The organism is Paractinoplanes globisporus DSM 43857 (genome assembly GCF_000379645.1).
Taxonomy (GTDB): domain Bacteria; phylum Actinomycetota; class Actinomycetes; order Mycobacteriales; family Micromonosporaceae; genus Actinoplanes; species Actinoplanes globisporus.
On the sequence record NZ_KB903299.1, the window covers coordinates 119,461 to 143,342 of the forward strand.

The following is a 23,882-nucleotide window of genomic DNA, read 5'->3' on the forward strand; positions in this document are numbered from 1 at the left end:
ATGGAAAACACCACCGACGCGTCTGCGTGGCGCGGGGCGGCACTGCCCGCGCTCACCTGGTCCGGCGTCGCCGCGTTCTGGCACGACCTCCCGCGCACGCTCGCCGCGGGCGGGGTCACCCTCCTGGCGGCGACGCCCCTGACCGCGGCGCTGGTCGCCGGGGCGCCGCGCGGGCTGGCGGCGGCCGCGGTCCTGCCGGTGCTGCTGGCGCTGACCGGCGTGGCGTCGCTCGCCGCGCAGGTCGCCCGCGGCGACGGGCCGTCCCTCGCGGCGCTGCGGCGGGTGGATCCGGCGCTCGCCCTGCTGTTGTCGGTCGCCGGCCTGGCGCTGCTCGCCCCCTGGGGCGTCGTGCCGGCCGCGGCCGTCCTGATCGTCGGGCCGTATGCGCTGGCTTACGGTGCGGTGCGGGGCAAGCGCGGCCCGGCGGCGTTGCGCGGCGGGGTCATCCTCGCCGCGTACCGCCCCGCCTGGGCGCTCACCCTGACCGGGCTCACCGTCATCGCGGCCTTCGCGGCGGCGGCCTCGGCCGGGGTGCTCGCGCTGGTGGCGGCGCCGCTGCTGCTGACCATCGCCTGCCGCCAGACCGCGGCCCTGCTGGGCGAGATCGACGCGCTCCAGGCCAGCGGGCTGCAGGCCGGCGCGCCGCGGGCCGGCGTGCCGCAGGCCGGCATGGCGCGGGCCGACGTGCCGCAGGCCGGCGCGCGGATTTCTGCCGGGCGGACCACGGCGCTGCCGGGCGGTGCCCGGTGACCGTCGAACCGCTGACCGCGCATTTGCCCGCCGGGCCGCTCGACGTGGCGACCGTGCGCGCCGTCGACGACCGGCTGCGGGCGCTCAACCCGCCCCCGGCCCCGTCGATGCCGCCCGCGGTCGCTCACACCGGCGACGGCGTCGAGCTGCGGATCCATGGCACCGGTGACGCGTGCGTCCTCTGGATCCACGGTGGCGGCATGCACCTGGGCGCGGCCCGATACGACGATGCATTCTGCAGTGACCTGGCCGCGGCGCTGGACGCCGCCGTGGTCGCCGTGGACTACCGCCTCGCGCCCGAACACCCGCATCCCACCCCGCTGCACGACTGCCGCGCCGGCCTCGCCTGGTGCGCCGAGCGCCACGACCGGGTCGTCGTGGCCGGCGCGAGCGCGGGCGGCGGCCTGGCCGCGGCCCTCTGCCTGCTGACCCGGGACGAACAAGGCCCTTCCCCCCAGGCGGCGCACCTCTACTACCCGATGCTCGACGACCGCCGGGAGACCGTCAGCTCCCGCGAGAACGCCGACGCACCGATGTGGAACGGGCGTCTCGCCGACGTGGCGTGGGCGGCATACCTCGGTGGTCGTCCCGCCGACGCGTATGCCGCCCCCGCCCGCGCCGCCGACCTCACCGGCCTGCCACCCACCTACGTGGACACCGGCGAGCGCGACATGTTCCGCGACGAGGACGCCGACTACGCCCGGCGGCTGGCCGAGGCCGGAGTCCCCACGCTGTTCACGCTCGTCCCCGGCGCCGTGCACGCGTTCGAGCTGCTCGACCCGGACGCCGGGATCAGCCGGGCCACCCGCGCCCGGCGGCTCGGCGCGCTCCGCCGGTCCCTGCGCGAGGACTTTCGCGCGTGGTGACCATCTACGACGTGGCCGCCCGGGCCGGTGTCTCCGCCACCACCGTGAGCCGCGTCCTCAACGGCGCCAAGGTCTCCCCCGAGTCGGAACGGCTCGTCCGGGCGGCCGCCGCCGAGCTCGCCTTCACCCCGAACCGCACCGCGCGCCGGCTGCGCGGCCAGCACTCGGCGGTGATCGGCCTGATCATCCCGGACATCGAGAACCCGTTCTTCACCGCGCTCGCCCGCGGGGTGGAGAACCGGGCGCGGGCGGCCGGCTACTCGGTCGTGCTGTGCAACACCGACGAGGATCCCGAGCGGGAGGCGACGTACATCGACATCGCGCTGGCCGAGCACATGGCCGGCGTGATCCTGGCGCCAGCCGACGACGCGAGCGACGTGAGCCGGCTCGTGGCGCAGCGGCGACCGGTCGTGGCCGTGGACCGCAGCCTCGCGCACGCCGAGGTCGACGCGGTGACCGTGGACAACCGGGCCGGTGGGCACTCCGCGGCCGAGTCGCTGTTCGCGGCCGGTTTCACCCGGGTCGCCTGCATCACCGGGCCCAGCTCTGTCGAGACCGCGCAGCTGCGGATGGCCGGCTGGCGGCAGGCCGCGGCCCGGCACACCGGCGACGGCCATCTGGAGGATCTGCTGCGGTACGCCGACTACCGGGTCGACGGCGGCCGGCAGGCGATGGCCGAGCTGCTCGCGCTGCCCGAGCCGCCGGACGCCGCGGTGGTGGCCAACAACCTGATGGCGGCCGGTGCGCTCGACGCGCTGCACGACGCCGGGCTCGCGCCGCCCGGGTTCGGCCTGGCGGTCTTCGGCGACCTGCCGTTCGCCTCGTTCGGGCGGCGCGGGATCCGGGTCGTCGACGTGCCGGCGCGGGAGCTGGGCGAGGCCGCGGCGACGCTGCTGCTCGAGCGGATCGGCGGCGACGCGGGCCCGGCGAAGACCGTCGTGCTGCGGACGAGGGAGCAGCGGTGAGCCTCTTCCTCGGTGTCGACATCGGCACCTCCAGCAGCAAGGGCGTCGTCGTCGACGCGTACGGGAAAGTGATTGGTTCTGCCGTCCGGGAACACGGCGTCGACCGGCCGCGTCCCGGGCACGCCGAGATGGACGGCGAGATCTGGTGGGACGAGTTCGTCTCGCTCGCCACCGAGCTCACCGAGGGGATCACGGTCGACGCGGTCGGGGTGAGCGGCATGGGGCCGTGCGTGCTGCTGACCGATGCCTTCGGCACCCCACTTCGCAAGGCCATCCTGTACGGGGTGGACACGCGCGCGACCGCACAGATCGCCGCTCTGACCGCCGAGCTGGGCGGCGCAGACGCGATCCGCGAACGCTGCGGATCGGCCCTGTCCTCGCAGGCGGTCGGGCCGAAGCTGGCCTGGGTCACGGAACACGAGCCGGCGGTGGCCGCCCGGGCCCGGCGGCTGTTCATGCCGGCGTCATGGCTGGCCTACCGGCTGACCGGCGCCTACGTCCTCGACTACCACTCGGCCAGCCAGTGCACGCCGCTCTTCGACACGCACGCGCTGGACTGGTATTCGCCGTGGGCGTCGCGCATCGCGCCGGACCTGGAGCTGCCGCCGCTCGCCTGGCCGGGCGACGTGGCCGGAACCACGACCCGGGCCCTCGCCGGCATCCCGGCCGGCACCCCGGTCATCACCGGCACCATCGACGCCTGGACCGAAGCGGTCAGTGTCGGGGCGCAGAACCCCGGCGACCTCATGCTGATGTACGGCACCACGATGTTCCTCGTCGCGACCGTCGACCGGCCGGTCACCAGCCCGTCGATGTGGGGCACGGTCGGCGCCTTCCCGGGCACGCGCAACCTGGCCGGCGGGATGGCCACCTCGGGCGCGGTGACAGGATGGCTGCGCGACCTGACCGACGGCTCCTTTGTGGACCTCCTGGCCGAGGCCGAGGCATCCGGACCCGGCGCACGAGGGCTGCTCATGCTGCCGTACTTCGCCGGGGAGCGCACGCCGGTCATGGATCCCGACGCCCGCGGTGTCGTGGCCGGGCTGACGCTCTCCCACACGCGAGGCGACCTGTACCGGGCCGCGCTGGAGGCGACCGCGCTCGGGGTCCGGCACAACCTGGAATTCCTGCCGGACGTCCGCCGGGTGGTCGCCGTCGGCGGTGGCACCCGCGGCGGGCTGTGGACCCGCATCGTCTCCGACGTCACCGGCCGGGCGCAGGAGGTGCCGCGGGTGACGATCGGCGCGGCCTTCGGCGCCGCGTACCTCGCCGCGCTCACCCGCGGGCCGGCGGACATCGCCGCCTGGAACCCGATCGCCGAGACCGTCGAGCCGGATCCGTCCACGAAGGACGGATACGACGAGCTCTACGCGCTTTACCGAGACCTCTACCCGGCCACGCGCGCCATCGCGCACTCGCTCGCCAACCGCCAACGGAGGACCCCATGAGCACCTACACCCTCCCCTTGACCCCGTCTCGTCCGGCCGCCGAGCCGAAGACGGCGTACCTCATCGCCAGCGGCGACCTGCGGCCCGCCGCGAACCGCGCCGGCTGGCCCACCCAGGTGGCGATGGAGGCCGCCGTGACCGCGGCGTTCGCCGAGCTCGGATGGACCGTGCGGCGTGCGCACGAGTTCGACGCCGAGGCCGGGCACGGGTTCATCTCCAGCCAGCGGATGGGACTCGAGGTCTTCAAGTCGATCCCGCCGGACGCGCCGCTCATCGTGGCCGAGGCGGTGTGGCAGTACAGCCACCACGTGCTCGCCGGACTGCGTACACACCGAGGCCCGATCCTCACCGTGGCCAACTTCGCCGGGGACTGGCCCGGGCTCGTCGGCCTGCTCGGTGTGAACGCGGGGATGGCGAAGATGGGCGTCGGCTACTCGACGATCTGGTCGGTCGACTTCACGGACGACTGGTTCCGGGACGGCCTGCGCAGCTGGGTCTCCACCGGCACCATCGCCCACGACGCCTCCCACGTCTCGGATCTGGGAATTCTCGGGGAAAGTGCCGAAACCGAGCTCGGCCGGGCCCTGGCCGCCGAGCTGCTCGCCGACAAGGCGATCATCGGCGTCTTCGACGAGGGCTGCATGGGCATGTACAACGCCATCATCGACGACGAGCTGCTCAACCCGATCGGCATCTACAAGGAGCGGCTGTCGCAGAGCGCGCTGTGGGCGGAGATGCAGCGCGTCAGCGACGCCGAGGCCGACGCGGTCGGGGCCTGGCTGCTCGCGAAGGGCATGACGTTCCGGCTCGGCACCGACGAGGCGACCGAGCTGACCTCGTCGCAGCTGCGGTGGCAGTACAAGATGTACGTGGCCGCCCTGCGGATCAGCGACGACTTCGGCCTCGACGCCGTCGGCATCCAGTACCAGCAGGGGCTCAAGGACATCTGCCCCGCCTCCGACCTGGCCGAGGGCCTGCTCAACAACGCCGACCGCCCGCCGGTCACTTCCCGCGACGGCGCCCGCGTGCTGTGGGAGGGCCGGCCGCTGCCGCACTTCAACGAGGCCGACGAGGGTGTCGCCGTCGACGCCCTGCTCACCAACCGCCTCTGGACGGCGATGGGCCTCGACCCGGCGACCACCCTGCACGATGTGCGCTGGGGCGAGGAGTACGACGGCCAGTTCGTCTGGGTGTGGGAGATCTCCGGCTCGGTGCCCGCCTCACACTTCGCGACCGGTTACGCCGAGGCCGAGGGCTGGCGGCAGGATCCGGTCTACTTCCCGCTCGGCGGCTCGACGATCAAGGGCATCTGCAAGCCGGGCGAGGTGGTCTGGAGCCGCGTCTTCGTCCAGGGTGGCGCGCTGCACGCCGACCTGGGCCGGGCGAGCGCCGTCTCGCTGCCGGCGGAGGAGTCGGAACGCCGCTCGAAGGCCACCACTCCCGCCTGGCCGATCATGCACGCCGTCCTGCACGGCGTCACGCGGGATCAATTCATGGCCCGCCACAAGGCCAACCACCTCAATGTCGCGTACGCCCCGGACGCCGCCACCGCCGACAAGGCGATGTTGGCCAAGGCGGCGCTGCTCTCCGCGCTGGGCGTCCGGGTCCACCTCTGCGGCGAGGTGAAGATCTAAGGCGTGGGCGTGGCGCCGGGCGCGGGCGGACAGCGGAAACTGTCGGAATTCAGCAGCGGCCGTACAACGGTCACGGGCCGACCATACGCTCGGTCGGGCGCCGCTCCGCGTTGCCTTCGCGCCCGACCGTCTCCAGGCGAGGTCCGCATGACTGCCTCCCGCGTTTCCGAGTTCTCGATGGTCGTGTCCACCGAGGACGGTGCGGGCCCGGACGGCGTCGACGAGCTGGCCGGGATGCTCCGGCTCGCGCTGGCCGACGCGGGCGCGACTCGGATCGACGTGGCGGCGACCGGCACCGCGCCCGACGGCGCGCGCGGGGTCGAGCTGCTCGGCGTGCTCGCGTTCATCGTCACCGTCGTGCAGACCGCGGAGGCCCTCACGAAGGTGGTGGAGGCGATCCGCGGCTGCCTCGCCCGCCTCGCCGGCCGCCGCCACCGGGTGCGGCTGACCGTGGCCGGGGTCGACGTGGAGGTCGCCGCCGACACCGATGTCGCGCCGATCGTGGCCGCGCTCCTGGCCCAGCCCGGCCGGCCGATGACCGCGCTGCGGCGGGCACTCGTGGTCGCGAACGCCCGGTACGACGACCCTGCGCTCGCCGCCCTGCGCGCTCCGACCCGCGACGCGGACGCGCTCGCCCGGGTGCTCGGCGACCCGGCGATCGGCGGCTTCGACGTCGAGCTGCTGATGGACGCCGACGAGCGCACGGTCCGGCGGCGCGTCGCGGGCTTCTTCGCCGACCGCGACCGCGACGACCTACTGCTGCTGCACTTCTCCTGTCACGGTGTGAAGGACCCGCACGGCCGGCTCTACCTGGCCGCGCGCGACACCGACCTGAAGTCGCTGAGCGCCACCGGGATCGCCGCCACGTTCGTCAACGATCAGCTGGCGCAGAGCCAGTCCAAGCGCGTGATCCTGGTGCTGGACTGCTGCTACAGCGGCGCCTTCACCCGGGGCGTGGCGGCCCGCGCCGACCGGACGGTGCACATCGGCGAGGAGTTCAACACCGGTACCGGCCGGATCGTGCTCACCGCGTCCAGCGCGACCGAGTACGCGTTCGAGGGCAGCGATCTGACCCGCGCCGAGGCCGGAACGTCGGTTTTCACCACGGCGCTGGTCAACGGGCTCGCCACCGGCGAGGCGGACCTCGGCGGCGACGGCGAGATCTCGGTCGACGAGCTCTACGACTACACCTACCGGCAGGTCCGTGAGCGGACCCCGGGTCAGACGCCGATGAAGTGGACGTTCGGCGTCGAGGGCAGCCTGATCGTCGCCCGCAGCGTCCGGCCCGCGGCCCTGCCCGCGGCGGTGCTGGAGGACCTGGCCAGCGAACGGGTGGTCCTGCGCCTGGAGGCGGTCACCGCGCTGCGCGGGCTCCGCGGCGGATCCAACCCGAGCCTCGCGGAGCGCGCCTCGACCGAGCTGCGCCGGCTGCATGACGAGGACGACAGCGCGAGGGTGCGGGCGGCCGCGGCGAGCGCTCTGGACGGCACGGCCACGCCGGCCGCGCCGCCCGCGCCGCCCGCGCCGCCCGCGCCGCCCGCATCGACGTCTGCCCCCGCCCCCGCCCCCGCCCCGACGCCGCCACCTGACCCGCCACCGAGTCAAGAACAGGTTCGGGCGGGCACCTCGGCACCTGCGGCCACCCCAGCGCCGACGCCGACACCCGCGAAAGTGCCCGCGCCGAAGCCGGCGACAGCCGCGTCGCAAGAGGCAGGCCGGCCCGACGTACGCGATGAGCGGCCGGCGAAGGCGGCGCCGGCGGCGGCTTGGCGGCGGCCGGCGACGATGGCGCATCCGACGTTGTTCGCCGTTCTCGTGGCCGTCGGACTGATAGCGATCATTCAAGCGGTCGACATGGTGATCGTCGGCCGGGACGCTCGCGGCTTCGCGGGCATCAACGTGCTCGCTGTCGTCCCGGTCGTCGCGGTGATCGCCCTGGTCACGGCGGTGCGGGCACGGGAGTGGCGCTGGGCGGCCGGAATGGCAGCGGTTCTGGCGATCACACTGGGCCAGGCACTTCTCACGCTGTTCAGCGACGCCGTCTACGACCACGGTGTGGTGCGCAGCGGCGTCGTGTGGTTCGACGGCACCGCCCCTACCGAAGGTCCCGGCGGATTCCTGCTCCGGCTGGCGGTCACCGTGCCGCCGATGCTCTGGTTCGCGGTGTCCGGCCCGGTGCGGCCGGCCCGGCGGCGGGCGTGGCGATGGCTGCGCCATCCCGGTCTGCTGGTGACCGTCGTCGTCGCCCTCGCCGTATCGCTGACCGGGGCAGCAATACTCGACCCCATCTCCGACGGCAGCGCAAGCGTGTTCGGCCTCCTCCGAGCCCAGCAGATCGACTACGGGACCGCGGTCGTCGGCCTGGGCAACGTCGCATCGAGGTACGCCCACGCCGGCCACAACTGGGCGACCGCATTGTGGTGCGTCGGTTGGCTGGCGCTCCTGGTCACAGCGACCATCGCGCTCGTGGCGCTGATCCGCGGGCGGCGGACCGGCTGGGCGGTCGTCGTCGGCGGCGCGGTCCTCGCCTCGGTCGCCGTCGGGTTCGTCGCGGGCGGCTACTACGGACCCCCGGCTCAGTACGTGCTCGCCCGATACCTGGCGGTCATGACCGTCTGCGCGGGCGCCGGTGTGCTCGCGTACGCGCTGTTCGGCGCCCGGCGGGACTAGATCCCAGGCTGGTCCTGCGGGCACCACCAGGTCGTCCGGCCGCCGATCGTGCCGTGGGCGAGCGGGGTCCCGTCGCGGGGGCAGCGGCCGTCCGGCCGCCGGTGGGCGATGAACGGGAGGGTGTGCACGCCGCCGTCGCGCAGCGCGTCGCGGACGGCGTCCTGAGTGGCGGCGAAGAGCCGCTTCAGCTCGGGCCGGGTGACCTCGTCGCCCGGCCGGGCGGGGTGGACCATCGCCTGCCAGAGGATCTCGTCGGCCAGCAGGTTGCCGATCCCGGCGATCCGGTGCTGTTCCAGCAGGTGCGCCTTGACCGGCGCGGTCCCGGCCGTGACGGCCCGGGCGAAGGCCTCCTCGGTGACGGCGGTCGCGTCCGGGCCGAGCTCGCCGACCGGCGGGTTCAGCCGCACCCGGCCCAGCCGCCGCGGGTCGACCAGCATCAGCCGGCCGCCGTCGGCGAAGGTGAGGGTGAACCGCGCCCACCGGTAGTCGCCCGGGACCCGGCGGCCCTCCCAGTAGTCGCCGCCGTCGATCTCGTGACCGTCCGGGTCGGCGATGACGATCTTCCCGGACATGCCGAGGTGGATGCCGAGCTCCGGCCCGTCGGCGCCGGTGTCGCACCACATGGACTTGCCCCGGCGGTGCACGGCGGTGAGGCTGCGTCCCACCAGGACGGCGCGGAGGTCGCCCGGCCGGTGCGGCCGGCACACGTACGCGTCGGTGTCGTCGACATCGGCGACGAGCCGGTCCAGGCCGGCGCGCTCGATGACCGACCGCGCGAACTCGACTTCCGGCAACTCAGGCATGGTTCGCAATCTTAGATTTCGCGGTTGTTACCGCTGGGCACTATCGTGACGGCAATCACTGTGAACAGGATTGGCTTCCGGATTGTTAACAGTCAGGCCCCGAGGAGGCGGCTGTTGATGTATAGATACCTTCGCTCCCGAAAGTCCCTGCTGAGCGGCGCCATCGTCGTCGCGATGGTCGCCTCGCTCGCCACGGCGAGCGGTGTGGCGTCGGCCCACCCCGACCACCGTCCGCCCGTCACCGCCGCCGGCCTGCTCGACCTGCCGGCACTCGCCCCGGCCCTGGACTGCTCGGCCGTGACCGGGCTCGACCTGCGCGGGGTGACCGACGCGCCGGTCACGATCGCGAGCGCGACGCTGGTCAGCGCGAACACCGCGGCGCCGTACTGCGAGGTGCGCGGCACGATCGCCCCGGCGAACACGATCGTGCTGCGGCTGCCGGTCGACGGCTGGACCCAGCGGTACGTGCAGACCGGTTGCGGCGGTGAGTGCGGCAGCTCGAACATCAACTTCGGGCAGGCGTCGAACTGCCCGCCGGTCGTCGCCGGGCAGGTCGCCGTGGCCACCACCGACATGGGCCACCAGGGGCAGAACGACGGCTCGTGGGCGGCGGACAACCCGCAGGCGCAGATCGACTTCTCGTACCGCGGCGTGCACGTCACGGCCCAGGTCGCCAAGGCGATCATCACGAAGTTCTACGGTCATCGGCCGGCGTTCTCTTACTTCACCGGGTGCTCGGACGGTGGACGCGAGGCGCTGATGGAGGCGCAGCGGTACCCGGGCGACTTCGACGGGATCGCGGCCGGCGCCCCGGCCAACGACATGGTCGTGCAGAACACCTACCACCACGCGTGGAATGTTCTGACCAATCTCGATGACAATGGGAAATACATTCTGCTGTCCGCCAAGCTTCCGCTGATTCACCGCGCGGTGCTGGCCGCGTGCGACAAGCTCGACGGGCTGGTGGACGGGCTGCTCGACGATCCCCGTCGATGCGACTTCGACCCGTACACCCTGGTCTGCAAGAAAGCGCAGGACGCCTCGACCTGCCTGACCCCGGCCGAGGCCGGCGTGGTCCGGCGTTTGCACGACGGCGCGGTGACCGCCAAGGGCGACCGGCTGGAGCCGGCGATCTCCCACGAGTGGGGCTCCGAGCTGGACTGGACGCTGTTCATCCCAGCCGCCCAGGGTCAGACCGTCGGCAGCCAGATGTTCGTCGAGTCGTTCGCGCGGTACCTCGGCTTCACCAACTACGTGAATCCGAACTGGACGCTGCAGGACCTGAAGCTGACCGTGCAGGGGTTCTGGGAGACGGTGCAGTCGTCGAGCTATCTGTCCGCCATGGACCCGGATCTCACCGGATTCAAGGAGTCGGGCGGGAAACTGCTGCTCTGGCACGGGTGGGAGGACCAGCACATCTCGCCGCAGGGCACGCTCGAGTACTGGGACGCCCTGCGCTCTTCCGTGGGCGGCTCCGCGGTGGACAGCTTCGCCAAGCTGTTCCTGTTCCCCGGCGTCGCGCACTGCGGCGGCGGCGAGGGGCCGAACACGTTCGACGTGCTCACCCCCGTGATGGCCTGGACCGAGAGCGGCCGGGTCCCGTCGAAGATCGTCGCCACGCGGACCGACAACGGGACGGTCACCCGCACCCGGCCCGTCTTCCCCTATCCGGCGGTCGCCCGCTACGACGGCAGCGGCAGCATCGACGACGCGTCCAACTTCGTGTCTGTCACGCCGCGGCAGCCCGTGCGCGACGACTTCCGCTGGCTGGGGTCCCGGCTGTTCTCGAGTGACTACCAGGTTGTCGCCAAAGCGGTCGGCACTCGGCTCGTCCTCAGGCCCGCACAGACCTGGCTGACCCGCCGCGGCTGAGTTGTCCGGGGGGCGCGGTGCGCCGTGGTGCGCCGCGCCCCTTGCTCCGCCCCGAAACATGTGGGTAACCTCCGCCACTAGCTCGGTTTAGTGGGGAGACCTTGATGACTCAGCGCGAGACGTACGAGGCCGTGGTCCGGCACCGCGACGGGCAGTTCATCCGCGAGCGGCCGGCCCTGTTCAGCCCCGCGGCCGCGGCCCAGGACCCGGCCAACGGCAAGGGCGCCTACGCGCCGTTCGCCCAGATCCTGTTGCCGCAGGAGTACACCGGGTGGGCCGACGAGAGCACGGCCCACGTCCGCGGCTGCTACCTCGGCGACTGGACCTCGCTCAACAAGATCGAGGTGAGCGGGCCGGAGGCGCTCGCCTTCCTGGCCCGGGTCGGCATGAACGACCTGACCAGCTTCGCGCTCGGGCAGATCAAGCATCACGTGCAGCTCGACGACGAGGGCCGGGTCGCCTCCGAGGGGGTGCTGTGCCGGCTCGCCGAGGACCGGTTCCTCTACACGGCCGGCAGCGGGGACTGGCTGCGCTGGCAGTTCACCCAGGGCCCGTGGGACGCGTCGGTCACGGACGTCAGCCCCGACCTGTTCATCTTCGGCGTGCAGGGGCCGCGGTCGCTCGCCGTGCTGGAAGAGGCGTTCGGCGCGAGCCTGCGCGACATCGGGTTCAACCGCAGCCGGGAAGCCCGTCTCGGTGAGGTCGAGGTGCGGGTGCTGCGGACCGGCATCTCCGGCGAGCTGGGCTACGAGGTGCACGGCCCCTCGGCGTTTGCGAACGAGGTCTGGGCGGCGATCGCCGCGGTGGGGCCCCGTCTGCTGGGTCTGCGCTCGCAGTCGGTGCAGCACATCGAGGCGGGCATCGCGACGAACGGCCTCGACTACCTGCCGGCGGCGATCCTCTCCCCCGGTGCGCCGACTCAGTTCCGTCGCGGTGGCGGGCCCGGTGGCAGCTTCGTGCCCCGCGGCGTCTCCGACTATTTCCGTACGCCCGGGGAACTGGGCTGGCTTCGCGGGCGCCTCGCGGAGCACGACTTCATCGGGCGCGACGCCCTGGTGGCGGCGGGCCCGTCCCGCCGGATCCTCGCCGGGCTGCGGTGGGACGGCCAGGACGTGGCCGCGGTCGCCGCCGGTGTCTTCGACGGGGTGGAGCAGATGGAGCTGCCCCGATTCAATGGTCCGACCTTCGACCAGGTGCTGATCGGCGGCTCACCGGTGGGCGTCTCGACCGGGCGGGCGCTCAGTCTCACCGTCGGCGCCACCATCTCGCTCGGCGTTCTCGACCGCGAGCACACCGCGCCGGGCACCGAGGTGACCGTGCTGTGGGGACGGCCCGGGACGGCCCAGCGCGAGATCCGGGCGACCGTCACCGCCCTGCCGTTCAAGCCCGACCGCCGCCGCACCGATGTCGGTTCGCTCTGAAGACCTTCACAGGGGTCATTCCTTTACAGCGGGTCAATGGTCTGGACACCGCCGTTGGCGACGCGGTCGGTCCAGCGGACGCCGTCCCACCAGCGGTGCGGGTAGCGGCCGGTCGGGTCCGCCTGCCAGGAGGCCGGGGGCGGGCCGGCCGCGACCGGCGGATGCGCGGCGACGTACGGGGTGCCGCCGCGAGGCTGCGGCGCCGCGCCGTACGGGCCGGCGCCGTGAGGCTGCGGCGGTGCGCCATATGGGCCGGCTCCGTGAGGTTGCGGCGCGGCGACATACGGTCCGGCGCCGTAAGGCTGCGGCGCGGCGCCGTACTGCGGCTGCGGGGCGTTGCTGAATGTCGGGAGTTGGTTGGACTGACGGTTGTTCCACACCTTGAAGATGAGGATCCAGGTGCCGAGCAGGATGTAGAAGCCGATCCAGGAGGTCAGCTTCATCATCATCAGGAACATCCACAGTGGCAGCGGAAGCCGGAACGACCAGATGCCGCCGTTGTCCTCGGGCGGGTTCAGGAAGGCCGGCGCGCTCAGCAGCAGGCCACCGCCCAGACCGAACAGCCACACGAAGACGACGCTGAAAAATCCCCCGGCGCCGCTCGCCGTGCCGATCAGCAGGGAGAAGGTGACGATGATCGTCACCATTCCGACCCACATCGTGCCCATCCAGAGCAACAACTTACGCATGGAATCTCTCCTTTCTCAGAACGCGCCCCAGAGGACGGCGGTGGTCAGAGCGAGCAGGGCGACGGCGACGGCCAGGCCCGCCCATTGCAGCGGGGCGAGCAGGCCGCGGCCCTCGAGCCGGCGGAGGACCGGACCGTCCATGCCCGCCAGCACCTCGACCGCCCGGGCCTTGCCCTTGGCGCCGGGCACGATGCGTACGAGATCGCCGGTGTGCAGAACGCCGGTCTGCGGGGCGCCGTGCAGCGACCAGGCGGTGGACCGGCCGGTCTCGGCGCGCAGCACGAACCGGCACTCCGAGCCCATCCCACCCCGGATCGCCAGGCGGTTCGCGACGGCCACGGCACCGGCGCACACCACGATCACCACCGTGCCGACCACGAGCAGGCCGGTGCCGGCGCGTCCGGCGAGCGCGGTGGCGACGAGAGCAGCGGCCGCGATCACGGCGCTCATCGCGACCGCCACCACGCCGATGCCGGGCCGGTGGTCCTGGGTGACCCGGGTGTAGCTGACCGGGCCGGTGATCAGGCCGATCAGCGGGTCGCGGCGGACCGGCGGCGGCTCGGCGGCGGCTCGCCCATCGCGAGGATCAGCCTCGGGTCCCCGGCCGTCGGCACGTCCTCGACCGGCGGCCGGGATCGGCGGCGGCTTCGGTCCAGGCGGTGGGCCGGCCGCCGCACCCGGTGGGCGGCGCGTTTCCGGCACCTCCTGGTTCAGGCGCCGGGACGCGAAGAGCCGCCCGGAGTCCTCGCGGGGCCGGGCCCAGGGTGGCGGCTCCTCGGTCATCGGTCAGTCCCCGAAGACGACGACCCGGCGGCTGCGCGCCGCCCCCGGGCCCAGGTCGGTGGCGCTGACCGGCGACCGGCCGGCCGGAACTGCCCGGTCCCGGCCCCAGGCCCGGATCTCCTCGATCTGCTCCGGGTTGGTGCGGCTGAGCGGGAACGTGTTGGTGAAGGTGTCGATGACGAACTCGGGCCGCAGCGACTGCGGGCCGTTCAGGAAGATCTGCTCGCCGACCTCGTGGAGCGCCGACTCGATGTCGGAGCCGGCGAAGCCTTCGGACAGCCCGACGAGCTTGTCGACCAGCTCCGGCGCCGGATCCTGGCGTACGTAGCGCCGGTAGTACATCTCGATGATCTCGTGACGGTCGCCGGTGTCCGGCAGGTCGACGAAGAACAGTTCGTCGAAGCGGCCCTTGCGGAGCAGCTCGGGCGGCAGCGAGCGGACGTCGTTGCTGGTGGCGACCACGAAAACCCGGTGGCGGGACTCCTGCAGCCAGAACAGGAACTGGCCGACCAAGCGGCGGCTGACGCCGGTGCTGTCGTTCATCCCGGCCAGCCCCTTCTCGATCTCGTCGATCCAGAGCACGCAGGGCGCCACCCGGTCGGCGGTGTCCAGCGCCTCGCGCAGCCGGCCCTCGGACTGCCCGACGTACTGGCCGAGGATCGCGCCGAGGTCGAGCCGGTAGAGCGGGAGCCGCCACTCGGCCGAGATCGCCTTGGCCGACAGGGATTTGCCGCAGCCGGGCACGCCGACCAGGAGCACGCCGCGCGGCGGGCGCAGATCGGTGCCGCGCAGGTCGGCCGAGATGATCCGCTGTTTGCGGCGCAGCCAGGCGCGGAGGCTGGTGAGCCCGCCGACCTCGGTGTCGGCCGGCTTGAGCTTCACCCGTTCCAGGCCGGAGAGCGAGCCGAAGTGCTTGTCCTTGAACTCGGCCAGCCGCTGGACGTCGTCCTTGTCGACCGAGCCCTTCGCGACCAGGGTGGCCATCACGTTGATCGCGGTGCCCTCGGGCACCCCGACGAGGAACTCGGCGGCGGTCCGCGCGTCCTGCTCGGACCAGGCGATCGGGACGACGCCGTGGTGGTCGCGCAGGAACTCGACGATCACCTCGTACATCTCGCCGGAGTCGGGCAGGTCGAGGTTGACGCTCATGCCGAGCCGCTCGAGGCCGCTCCACAGTGGGGAGTCGGTGACGATGACGACGCTGCCCGAGTTGGCGTCGGCGAGGCGGGCCAGCTCGGCGACGTGCCGGCTGGCGGTGTTGTCGTCGCTGAGGTCCTCGGGATCGACGAAGACGACCGTCGCCTGGGCCCGGTTGGTGAACTGCTGCGCGGCGAAGTCCATCGCGCCGGTCAGCGAGCGGTCCTCCTGTGCGGGCGCGTTGGTGCGCAGGTCGCGCAGGCCGGTGGCCCGGGTGTAGACCCAGAACGGGAGGCTGGCCCGGCGCGGGTTCACGGCCATCTGCTTGACCAGGCGCAGCGCCCGGGTCTGCTCGATGCTGCGCACGCCGATGAGCGGCACCCGGGCGGAGATGTAGCTGTCCAGATCCTTGGCGGACTCGGCGTAGTTCGACATTCTGCGCTCCGGTCAGTGCGGGCTCACGCGCCTGCGCGGCGTCACGGTCGGGTCGGCGTCCCAGCCGCCGCGGGTGGCGTGCGACTGGCTCAGAACGGCGGTCAGCGGGTTCTCGCGTACGGTGCGCAGCCGGGCCTCGACCGCGGTCGACGACACTCCGCGGTGCCGCATCCGCCGTACTTGCTCGTCAATCTGGTCCTGGGTCGAGCGGATCTGGTTGTCGACGAGCTCGGTCAGCCGGGTGCTGACCGCCTCGGGCAGGCCGGGCGCCGCGGCGAGCGCCCGGATCGGCGGCAGGCCCCACCGGGCGTGGTCGAGCGCGCGGGCCGCGGCGAACTCGTCGGGCGCGTTGCTCAGCTCCCGCGACAGCGTGTCCGACCACGTGGTCAGGCGCCGGTCGAGGGCCGCGGTGATCTGGTTCATCAGCCGTTCCCAGGTGTCGCCGGCGAGATCCGCGGGCTCGAGGCGGGGCAGGGTCGCCGGGTCGGCCGGGGAACCGTCGCCCCACTGCTGAAGGAAGGCGGACCAGGCCTGGTAGTGGCCACCGGTGATCCACATTGGTCACTCCGCCCGGTGGCGGCGCTGGACGAGGATCTCGCCGGGTGGCAGCGGATCCCAGCCCGGCAGGTTGCGCAGATGCCGGCGGCTGCGGCCGGTGAGCGGCTTGTGGCTGGTGCCCTGCCGCGCCCAGGGCACGTCCTCGTCGGCCGCCTCCGGAAACAGGGGCGCGTCCGGGACGTACGGTGGCGGCGGGGTTTGGGGTGGGGTTTGCGGCGGCGGGATGAACTGTTGCGGGATCTGCGGGTAACCGGCGGGCTGGGTCATCTCAGGCTCCTGTCCGCACGCCGTTGTCCGCGACGCGCCGCTCATAGGGGCTGGCCGCGTTCCCGGCCAGGGCGAGGTCGGCGATCAGCGCCCGCACCTCGGGCTCGCGGCCGTCGGCGCGCTTGAAGGCGTTCGACCAGTCGACGACCTCCGCGCCGGCCCCGCGCAGCTGCTGCAACGAGTTCTGCTTGGCGTTGTGGAGCATGTTGCGCACGTCCTGCTGGCGTTTCTCGGCGGCCTGCGCCTGGGTCCACAGGTAGAGCCCCCAGCCGCCGCCCACCAGCAGGGCGATGAGCATGATCGCCGGGTGAACGGCCACACCGCAGACGAGCAGCACCACGGTGACCGCGATCGGCGCGACGAGGTTCGTGCCCCACTTGTAGGCGAGCTTGTCGATGAACGGCTGAACGTGCCGGTCCCAGTGCGAGGCGAGGGAGCGCTCCAGCTCCTCCATCGGCCGGTTGAAGGAGCCGGACCAGCGGGGCAGCTGGAAGACCACGCCCTCGCGGGTGTGCTGGCCCTCGAAGACCGCCTCGACGTCGGCCGGGATCGCGGCCCGGTAGTCGCGGCTGTAGGCGGCGTGTGCCTGGGCGAACCAATCGTGGCACGAGGAGACCGCCATCCGCTGCGTCGCCCGGGAGACGCCCAGCTTGTCGGGAGCGAGCGCCGATTCGGACTGGATGGTCAGGTAGTCGAGCTTCTTGTCCAGGGCGAGCAGGTCGGTGTCCAGCGAGCGCCGGGCCGCGACCTTGTCACCCTCATGGCGTACGACGGCATGGTGTTCGGCGTGCTCGCGGCGCAGCGGCAGTTCCTCGTCGTCGTACCCGGTGACGAGCAGGTCGAGGATGTCGTCCACCTGGTCCTCGAGCCGTTCGGCCGGGGTCGGCTCCTCCGCGGCCATGGCCGAGTACTTGCGGATCAGGTTCTCGTGGGCGCCCGCCCGGCTCAGCGCGGCGTCGAGCTCCCGGAACTGCGGCGAGACCTGGACCAGCCGCGGGTAGCTGTCGGAGGCGGACGGCGCGACGTGCTGATCGATCTCGGCACGCCACCGATTGACCTGGGCGGTGTACCGCGACTCGTCGCTGAGCAACCGCTCACGCCATTCGTCGAGGCGCTGCTGGATGAGCGTCACGCCGGCCGGGCCGAACGCGCCCTGCGACACCGACTCGAGAATCATCGCGAACTCGCGGCCGAGCTCGCTCGGGTCGAGCGCGGCCAGGTAGTGCCGCAGCCAGCGCAGCGAGCCCTCCTCGCGACCCTGCCGGCGCAGGGTCAGCGCCATGAACAGCGAGGTCTTGGACGCGGAACGCTCGTATGCCGTCCGCACCGCGCGGTCGCACCGCTCCGGGTCGTCGGCGAGCCAGGCGCCCATGGCCACCAGCACCGGCGCCAGCCAGTACCGCGGCGTCTCCATCATCAGCTGCTCGCCGGTCTGCCGCACGGTCGCGTCCGAGACGAGGCCGACGTCGAAGCTCTGCAGCATGCCGGTCGCGACGTTGCGGACCACCTTGTAGTGGCCGAACTGGTGCTCCAGCTGCGCCTCGACGCCGACGATCTGGGTCTGGGCGAGCTGCAGGTTGACGGCCTTCTGCGCGTCCAGCACGTACTTCTGGAAGTCGCGGGTCAGCTGCTGGAGCTCGCTGCGGGTCTCCTGCGCCTGCTGGCCGACGGTCGCCACCTGCATGCTGACCTGGCCGACGCCCTGTTCGAGGCGCACCACGAGTCCCTGCACCTCGTTCACCCGGTTCAGGATGGTGCTGTCAAGATCTGGCATTAATCCGCATCCCTTTCAGGTGACGACCGAGCCGTCGTTGAGGACCGGGCGGAGCTCTCCGCTCGCGTAGACCTCGACGAATTCGTAGGCGCCGGAGCGGACCAGCATCCGGGCCTGGGCGAAGGGCGCCGGCACGACGTCGGCCGGGGCGTAGTGCTCGAGGATGGACTGCCACAGGTCGAGCCGGTGGTCGATGTACGGCGGCCCGAGGTGGCACAGCGAGAACAGGCCGAGCGGCACGTCGCCGAACTCCCGCTCGTACTCGGCCCGGATCCACCCGGACAACTGGGCCCGGCTCGCCGCGTCCAGCCCGGCGTCGCAGCGGTGCGCCGCCTCGAGGATGCCGGCGTGGCGGGCCTTGCGGCGCTGCCGATGATCCGGCTGGAACAGTTGCCGGTCCTGCCCGGCGGTCGACCGCATGTCTGGGCGCGCCTCAACGCGCCGCCGTCGCGCGAAATCCATTTCTCTCCGGTCGCTTCTCGCGTTTTCCAGCGGGCCTTTCCGATGATCCCGGACACTAACAGCGCAATTGCGGCGACCGCCAGAGCCGTCAATGCCAAACCCGACTGACCGAAGGTACGAGCCATACCGGGTAATACCATATCCGCAGCTCAGGACGGATACGGAAGCGCGCCGACCGCGCTGAGCAGGACCATTCCACGAAATTGCCGAATTCCGTGGAATGGGTGATCCACATCGGTGGCAATGGCGCTGTACTGTTGCGGCATATCGCCGGCGCGAGGACGAGGAATGGCGCATGGGCTCGGTTTACGCGCTCCTGATCGGAATCGACGACTACCGCGCGGCGCCGCCGTTGCGCGGCGCCGTCAACGACACGGCCGCCGCGCTGGCCTACCTGCGCTCGAGGGTGGAGCCCGGCGAGCTGAGCGCGGTGGAGCTGCACGACGGCAAGGCGACCCGGCAGGCGGTCGTCGAGGCCCTGCGGGACCATCTGGGCCAGGCGGGGGACGGTGACACCGCGCTGCTGTGGTACTCCGGGCACGGCTCGGCCGGGCCGCTGCCCCGGGAGCTGTGGCACCTCGAACCGGACGGCCGGCTGCAGACCCTGGTCTGCGCCGACTCCCGCGACGGCGACGTGCCCGACCTCTACGACAAGGAGCTCTCCGTCCTGCTCGACCGGCCCGCGGCGGGCGGCGCGCACGTCGCCGCCGTCCTGGACTGTTGTCACTCGGAGGGGGCGCTGCGCGCGCTGTCCGAGGAGGCCGGCCGGGTCCGCTCCGCGCGGTCGGCGCTCGCCGCCCCCGACCCGGCGCTCCTCATCCCCGAGCTGCGGGACGGCTGGTCGGCGCTGCCCGAGCGCAGCTGGCTCGTCGGCCTCACCGCCTGCCGCAAGGACGAGGTGGCCGCCGAGCTCCGGGTCCGGTCCGAGGGGATGCACGGCGTGTTCAGCTGGGCCCTGCTGTCCGCACTCAACCAGCTCGGCCCGGGCGCGACCTATCGCGAGCTGCTGGCCGCGGCGCGGTGCACGGTGGAGAACCGGCTGCCGGCCCAGGTGCCGCAGCTGACCGGGGACGGTCCCGCCGACCGGCCGTTCCTGGGCGGCCGGCTGCGCGCGCCCGCCTCCGGGATCACGATGCGGCATCGGGGCAACCGGTGGGAGATCGACGCGGGGGCGTGCCACGACGTGCCGCCGGTGGCCGCCGGCCTCGCGCGGGTCGCGGTCGCCGGCTCGCCGGACCGGACCGGCCGGGTGGTCTCGGTGCTGACCGAGCGGTCCATCGTGGAGCCGGACGGCTGGACGCCGGATCCCGCCCGTCAGTACCAGGTCGTCTTCACCCAGCTGCCGCAGCCGGCCCTGACTCTCGCCGTCGACGGCGACGCGGAGACCTGGCGCCGGGCGGCGGCGGGGTCGCCCTGGGTGCGCGTCGCCGATCCGGCCGAACGGGACGCGCCGGACCTGCTGGTGTCGGAGCCCCGGCCCGGCCGGGCGCGGATCCGCGGGACCGACGGAACGGTCCTGGCGCCCGACATCGCCGACGACGACCCGGTCCGCCGGGTGCACCGGACGGTTCAGGCCGGCGAGCACATCGCCCGGTGGCGGCGGGTGCGTGCCTTCACCAACCCCGCCTCGAGCCTGGCCGGCGGCGTACGGCTGGAAATTGTTCCTGCTCTTCCCGGTGAGCGCCGGGTGCCGCTCGACCGGCCGCCCCTACGGCCCGGGGACGACGGCCTGGTGCGGCTGCGATACCGCTGGGAAAACGGCGGGTGGGTCGCGCCGACCGTCTTCGTCCGGCTGCACAACACGACCGGACGGACGCTCTACTGCGTGCTGCTCGATCTCACCGCACGCCATCGAATCCACAGTGGATTGTTCCCGGGCGCGCTCATCGGGCCGCGGCTGCACGGCGCGGCGCTCGACGGCCGCCCGGTGCAATTCAGCCTGCCGACCGGGGAGAGCGTGGCGGCCGGGGCGCGGACGTGCGACTGGCTCAAGCTGATCGTCGCCGAGGAGCAGTTCAGCGCCCGGCCGTTCGAGCAGGGTTCCCTCGACGAGGCGTCGAGCCGGGGCGTGCCGGGCGGTTTCGCCATGACCCGTGACGCCGGTCCCGGCCCGGACGACCCGTACGACTGGGCGGCCTCGACTCTCGGTGTGCTGACGGAGGTGCCGAAGTGAGCGAGATCGAGGAGCTGACCGCCGCGCTGGAACGGATGGCTCCCGGCCCCGAGCGCGATGAGGCGTGCGGCGACCTGTGCCGCGCCTATCTCGAGCGAGCGGACCAGGACGACTCCCCCGCCGACCTGGACCTCGCGATCGAAGCCGCGGAACGAGCCGACGACCCCGAGGACACGTACGTGCGGTACGCGCTCGCGTGGGCGTACGGGTGCCGATGGGATTGTGGCGAGGACCCGGCCGACCGGGACCGGGCGATCGACCACTGGCACGCCGTGCTGGCCGTCGTGGAGGACCTCGCCGGCCTGGCCGAATGCGCCCGGCTGCTCGGCGAACGCGCCGAGGCCGAGGAGGACGTGGCGGACGTGAGCGCCTCGATCGAACTCTTCGAGCGCGCCGCCGCCGCCGGCGAGCGGCCCTGGTGGCTGCTGGGCATGGTCTACCGGATGAGGTGGCACCTCGGCGACGATCTGGCCGACCTGCGACGCGTGGCCCAGAACTTCGACGCCGGCCTGGCCGAGCCGTCGTCCCCCGAGTGGCTGGTCGCCGCCTACCTCGATCGACTCGAGGTGGCCCGGGCGCTGGTGAGAGCCGAATCCGCCGTGGACAGCCACGGGATTCCGGCCGGCGTGTCCGACCTTCGACGGGTGATCGGCGAGGCCCGCCGGGTTTTCGAGTCCGGCGCCGGCGAGCACGACGACCGCGCCCGGCTGGCGGTCGGGATGGCCGTCGCGACGAGCCTGACCGGTGCGGGACAGCACCCCGAGGCGGTGGACGTCGCCTGGCTCCGCGAGATGACCGCCGTCGGCCGCACTTTGACCGACCCGCCGCCGGGCTGGGAGCTGCAGCTGAACACCCTGGACGCGATGGTCGCCTTCACCGAGCGGGCGCGCAGTGGTGGCGGGCTCCCGGACGAGGCGCTCGAGACGCTCGTGGCGCCGCTGCGGGACGGGGACGTCGACCCGGGGGTCGGAAAGGAACTGCAGAAGGTCGCCACGATGTTCATGGCCGCGCGGGCGATCCAGAGCGGCGATCGGCGGTCGCTGCGGGCGGCGATCGACCGGTTCCACGCCTCCGAGGATCCCGAGGAGCGCCTCTTCGGTGACGCCTACGAGCTGGCCGACCGGGCGCAGTTCGGCGACCCGTCCGTCCGCGCCGACCTGCAGGTGCTGCTCGCCCGGGTGCGCACGGAACCCCTCTCGTTCGAGACCCGGCAGGGACTCGTTCCCCTGCTCACCATGATCGAGTCGGGGCTGTCCGGCGGCGACGGCGCCTACCGGCCGGTCGATCGCACGCCGATCCCCGCCGGCGACATCCCCGCCGCCGATGCCGCCCTGCAGGCCCTGATCGGTCCGATGCAGGCGGCCCGGACCCGGCACGATGTCGTGGCGCTACGCGAGTGCGCCGAGCGCTTCGACGAGTTGCTGGCCGTCCTGCCGCCCGGCCACCTGCTGCGGCTGGTCGCGCTGGGCCTGGCGGTCGCCGCGGCGGAATCGCTGCTCGTGGACGAGCCCGGTGACCCGGAGGCGGCCCACCGGCTGCTGCGCTGGACCGAGGACGGCCTCGGCATGGCCGCGGGACCGCACCATCCACGATGGACCGCCTTCGCGCTCTCCCGCGGCGAGGCGCTGCGGCAGCTCGGCGAGGGCGACCGGGCCGAGTCGCGCCGGTGGGGACTGGACGGTCTGCGCGGTCTCGCCTGGCGGGTGCTGCTTCAGTCCGGCACCGACGACGCGGTGACCGTCGCCGCCGAGGCGGGGGCGGTGGCCCGGCGGGTGGCCGGGTGGTGTCAGGCCGACGGCGCGCTCGACGACATGGTGGCGGCGCTGGACGCGGGCCGCGGGCTGGTCCTGTACGCGGCCACCGCGTCGCGGACCATCGCCGAGCGGCTGAGCGAGGCCGGGCACCCGGATCTGGCCGACGAGTGGCGGGCGTCGGCCGGGTACGGGCGGGACGCGATAACCGGCGATCCGCTGGGCGCGGGGCGGGGGCTCGAGGTGCCGGACGACCTGCGGGCCCGGGTGCTGCGGGCGCTCGATCTCAGCACCCCGGTGCCGGCCTCCACGGCCGACATCCGGGACGGTCTCGCCGCGGCCGGCGCCGACGCGCTCGTCTACCTGGTGCCGTCGAGCTGGGAACAGCCGGGGGCGGCCGTGATCGTGCCGGTCGGCGGGGAACCGTCGCTGCTCGTCCTGCCGGGGCTGATCATCGGCCCGGGGTCGCGGCTGGCCACCACCGGCGGGCGGCTGCGGGACGCGGGGCCGGCGGAGGAGCCGGGTGGCCAGGCGGGCGCCGGGCCGGACGAGCTCTGCGGCTGGGCGTGGTCGGCGGCGATGGAGCCGGTGCTGCGGCGCTCGGGACTACGGCGCTCGGACGGGCCGTTGCGGCTCGTGCTGGTGCCGACCGGGCCGCTGTCGTCGGTTCCGTGGCACGCCGCGTTCCGCACCGAGGGGGATCGGCGGCGCTATGCGGTGGAGGAGGCGGTCATCTCGTACGCCGTTTCCGGGCGCGCCTTTGTGGAGAGTGCGCGCGAGCCGGCGCGTACGGTGAAATCGGTTTTGATTGTCGGAGACCCCACCGGAGACCTGCCGTTCGCGGGGTTGGAGGCCCGGGCGATCGGGGCTGCGTTCTACCCGGAGGCTGCGTTCGCCCGTGCGCCTCGGGAGGTCCTCGACTGGGTGGTGGCAGCCGCGCCGGGACCGTCACTGCTGCACCTGGCTTGTCACGGGCGGGCCGATCCGGCACATCCGGCGGAAGCGTGCCTGCGGCTGGCCGGGGGTGAGCTGACCGCGCGACGGCTGCTCGACGCCTCCCGGACGGCCTCGCTGGAGATCGAGCAGGTCTTCCTGGCGGCGTGCACGACCGGGCTCACGGGGATCGACCACGACGAGGCGTTCAGCCTGACCACGGCGTTCCTCGCGGCGGGGGCGCGGACCGCCTTCGGTTCACTGTGGCCGGTGCCGGACGAGGAGACGTCGGTGCTGATGTACCTCGTGCACCACCATCTCGCCGAGGGGTGCACGCCGGTCGACGCGCTCCACCGGGCGCAGCTGTGGATGCTCGACCCGGAACGGAAGCCACCCGCGGGCATGCCGGCCGAACTGGTGCGGCATTGCGACGGTCCGCGGCCGGCGGAACCGCGATGCTGGGCCGCTTTCACACATCAGGGGCGCTGAGG

The 23,882-nt window shown here is 72.9% G+C and carries 18 protein-coding genes; 10 read left to right on the forward strand and 8 right to left on the reverse strand.

The window, feature by feature from the left end; translation table 11 throughout:
• The 6 genes from A3CQ_RS0113735 (at position 1) to A3CQ_RS63630 (ending at position 8,333) form a co-directional block, all read left to right on the forward strand.
• Complete coding sequence (locus A3CQ_RS0113735; RefSeq protein ID WP_020511516.1) at positions 1-750, forward strand: hypothetical protein; 750 nt, start codon at positions 1-3, stop codon at positions 748-750.
• Positions 747-1,616, forward strand: coding sequence for an alpha/beta hydrolase fold domain-containing protein (locus tag A3CQ_RS0113740; protein ID WP_020511517.1), 870 nt, complete (start codon positions 747-749; stop codon positions 1,614-1,616). Before A3CQ_RS0113735 ends, A3CQ_RS0113740 begins: the two co-directional genes overlap by 4 nt.
• Positions 1,610-2,581 carry a LacI family DNA-binding transcriptional regulator gene (locus A3CQ_RS0113745; RefSeq protein ID WP_020511518.1) on the forward strand — a complete coding sequence of 324 codons (972 nt, stop codon included), beginning with the start codon at positions 1,610-1,612 and terminating at the stop codon, positions 2,579-2,581. Before A3CQ_RS0113740 ends, A3CQ_RS0113745 begins: the two co-directional genes overlap by 7 nt.
• Positions 2,578-4,029, forward strand: coding sequence for an FGGY-family carbohydrate kinase (locus A3CQ_RS0113750; RefSeq protein ID WP_020511519.1), 1,452 nt, complete (start codon positions 2,578-2,580; stop codon positions 4,027-4,029). Before A3CQ_RS0113745 ends, A3CQ_RS0113750 begins: the two co-directional genes overlap by 4 nt.
• Positions 4,026-5,663: a fucose isomerase gene (locus tag A3CQ_RS0113755; RefSeq protein ID WP_020511520.1), complete on the forward strand. Its 1,638-nt coding sequence runs from the start codon at positions 4,026-4,028 to the stop codon at positions 5,661-5,663. The genes A3CQ_RS0113750 and A3CQ_RS0113755 overlap by 4 nt, the downstream gene beginning before the upstream one ends.
• A gap of 147 nt (positions 5,664-5,810) precedes the next feature.
• On the forward strand, positions 5,811-8,333 hold the full coding sequence (locus A3CQ_RS63630; protein ID WP_020511521.1) for a caspase family protein: 2,523 nt from the start codon (positions 5,811-5,813) through the stop codon (positions 8,331-8,333).
• Here the strand turns inward: A3CQ_RS63630 and A3CQ_RS0113770 are convergent.
• Entirely contained in the window at positions 8,330-9,136 is an 807-nt protein-coding gene (locus A3CQ_RS0113770) for an Fpg/Nei family DNA glycosylase (protein WP_026205676.1), read from the reverse strand. The two genes, A3CQ_RS63630 and A3CQ_RS0113770, sit on opposite strands and share 4 nt — an antisense overlap.
• Before the next feature lie 117 nt (positions 9,137-9,253).
• Here A3CQ_RS0113770 and A3CQ_RS52715 point away from each other — a divergent pair, with 117 nt between their 5' ends.
• Positions 9,254-11,008, forward strand: a complete 1,755-nt coding sequence (locus A3CQ_RS52715; protein WP_157295822.1) for a tannase/feruloyl esterase family alpha/beta hydrolase — start codon at positions 9,254-9,256, stop codon at positions 11,006-11,008.
• Between the two features lie 104 nt (positions 11,009-11,112).
• Positions 11,113-12,429 carry an aminomethyltransferase family protein gene (locus tag A3CQ_RS0113780; protein WP_020511525.1) on the forward strand — a complete coding sequence of 439 codons (1,317 nt, stop codon included), beginning with the start codon at positions 11,113-11,115 and terminating at the stop codon, positions 12,427-12,429.
• A gap of 23 nt (positions 12,430-12,452) precedes the next feature.
• Here A3CQ_RS0113780 and A3CQ_RS62070 read toward each other — a convergent pair whose 3' ends face one another.
• From A3CQ_RS62070 to A3CQ_RS0113815, 7 genes are read right to left on the reverse strand one after another with little or no spacing between them, the layout of a single operon-like run.
• The gene (locus tag A3CQ_RS62070) at positions 12,453-13,118 is read right to left on the reverse strand and encodes a DUF2510 domain-containing protein (protein WP_211216574.1); all 666 of its coding nucleotides are present in this window, start codon (positions 13,116-13,118) and stop codon (positions 12,453-12,455) included.
• 15 nt (positions 13,119-13,133) lie between these two features.
• On the reverse strand, positions 13,134-13,901 hold the full coding sequence (locus tag A3CQ_RS0113790) for a hypothetical protein (RefSeq protein ID WP_026205678.1): 768 nt from the start codon (positions 13,899-13,901) through the stop codon (positions 13,134-13,136).
• Positions 13,902-13,904: 3 nt separating this feature from the next.
• Entirely contained in the window at positions 13,905-15,473 is a 1,569-nt protein-coding gene (locus A3CQ_RS0113795) for an AAA family ATPase (RefSeq protein WP_020511526.1), read from the reverse strand.
• A gap of 12 nt (positions 15,474-15,485) precedes the next feature.
• Complete coding sequence (locus A3CQ_RS0113800) at positions 15,486-16,031, reverse strand: hypothetical protein (RefSeq protein WP_020511527.1); 546 nt, start codon at positions 16,029-16,031, stop codon at positions 15,486-15,488.
• A gap of 3 nt (positions 16,032-16,034) precedes the next feature.
• Positions 16,035-16,298 (reverse strand): hypothetical protein, encoded by a 264-nt coding sequence (locus tag A3CQ_RS0113805; RefSeq protein ID WP_020511528.1) that lies wholly within the window; start codon positions 16,296-16,298, stop codon positions 16,035-16,037.
• Position 16,299: 1 nt separating this feature from the next.
• A complete protein-coding gene (locus A3CQ_RS0113810; protein ID WP_020511529.1) occupies positions 16,300-18,072 on the reverse strand; it encodes a hypothetical protein in 1,773 nt (590 codons plus the stop codon).
• A gap of 15 nt (positions 18,073-18,087) precedes the next feature.
• Positions 18,088-18,492, reverse strand: coding sequence for a hypothetical protein (locus A3CQ_RS0113815; RefSeq protein ID WP_020511530.1), 405 nt, complete (start codon positions 18,490-18,492; stop codon positions 18,088-18,090).
• Positions 18,493-18,829: 337 nt separating this feature from the next.
• On the opposite strand from A3CQ_RS0113815, the gene A3CQ_RS52720 reads away from it, so the two are divergent.
• Together A3CQ_RS52720 and A3CQ_RS57335 are read left to right on the forward strand one after the other, a co-directional pair.
• Positions 18,830-20,707 carry a caspase family protein gene (locus A3CQ_RS52720; RefSeq protein WP_020511531.1) on the forward strand — a complete coding sequence of 626 codons (1,878 nt, stop codon included), beginning with the start codon at positions 18,830-18,832 and terminating at the stop codon, positions 20,705-20,707.
• Entirely contained in the window at positions 20,704-23,880 is a 3,177-nt protein-coding gene (locus A3CQ_RS57335; protein ID WP_020511532.1) for a CHAT domain-containing protein, read from the forward strand. The genes A3CQ_RS52720 and A3CQ_RS57335 overlap by 4 nt, the downstream gene beginning before the upstream one ends.
• Positions 23,881-23,882: the final 2 nt, after the last annotated feature.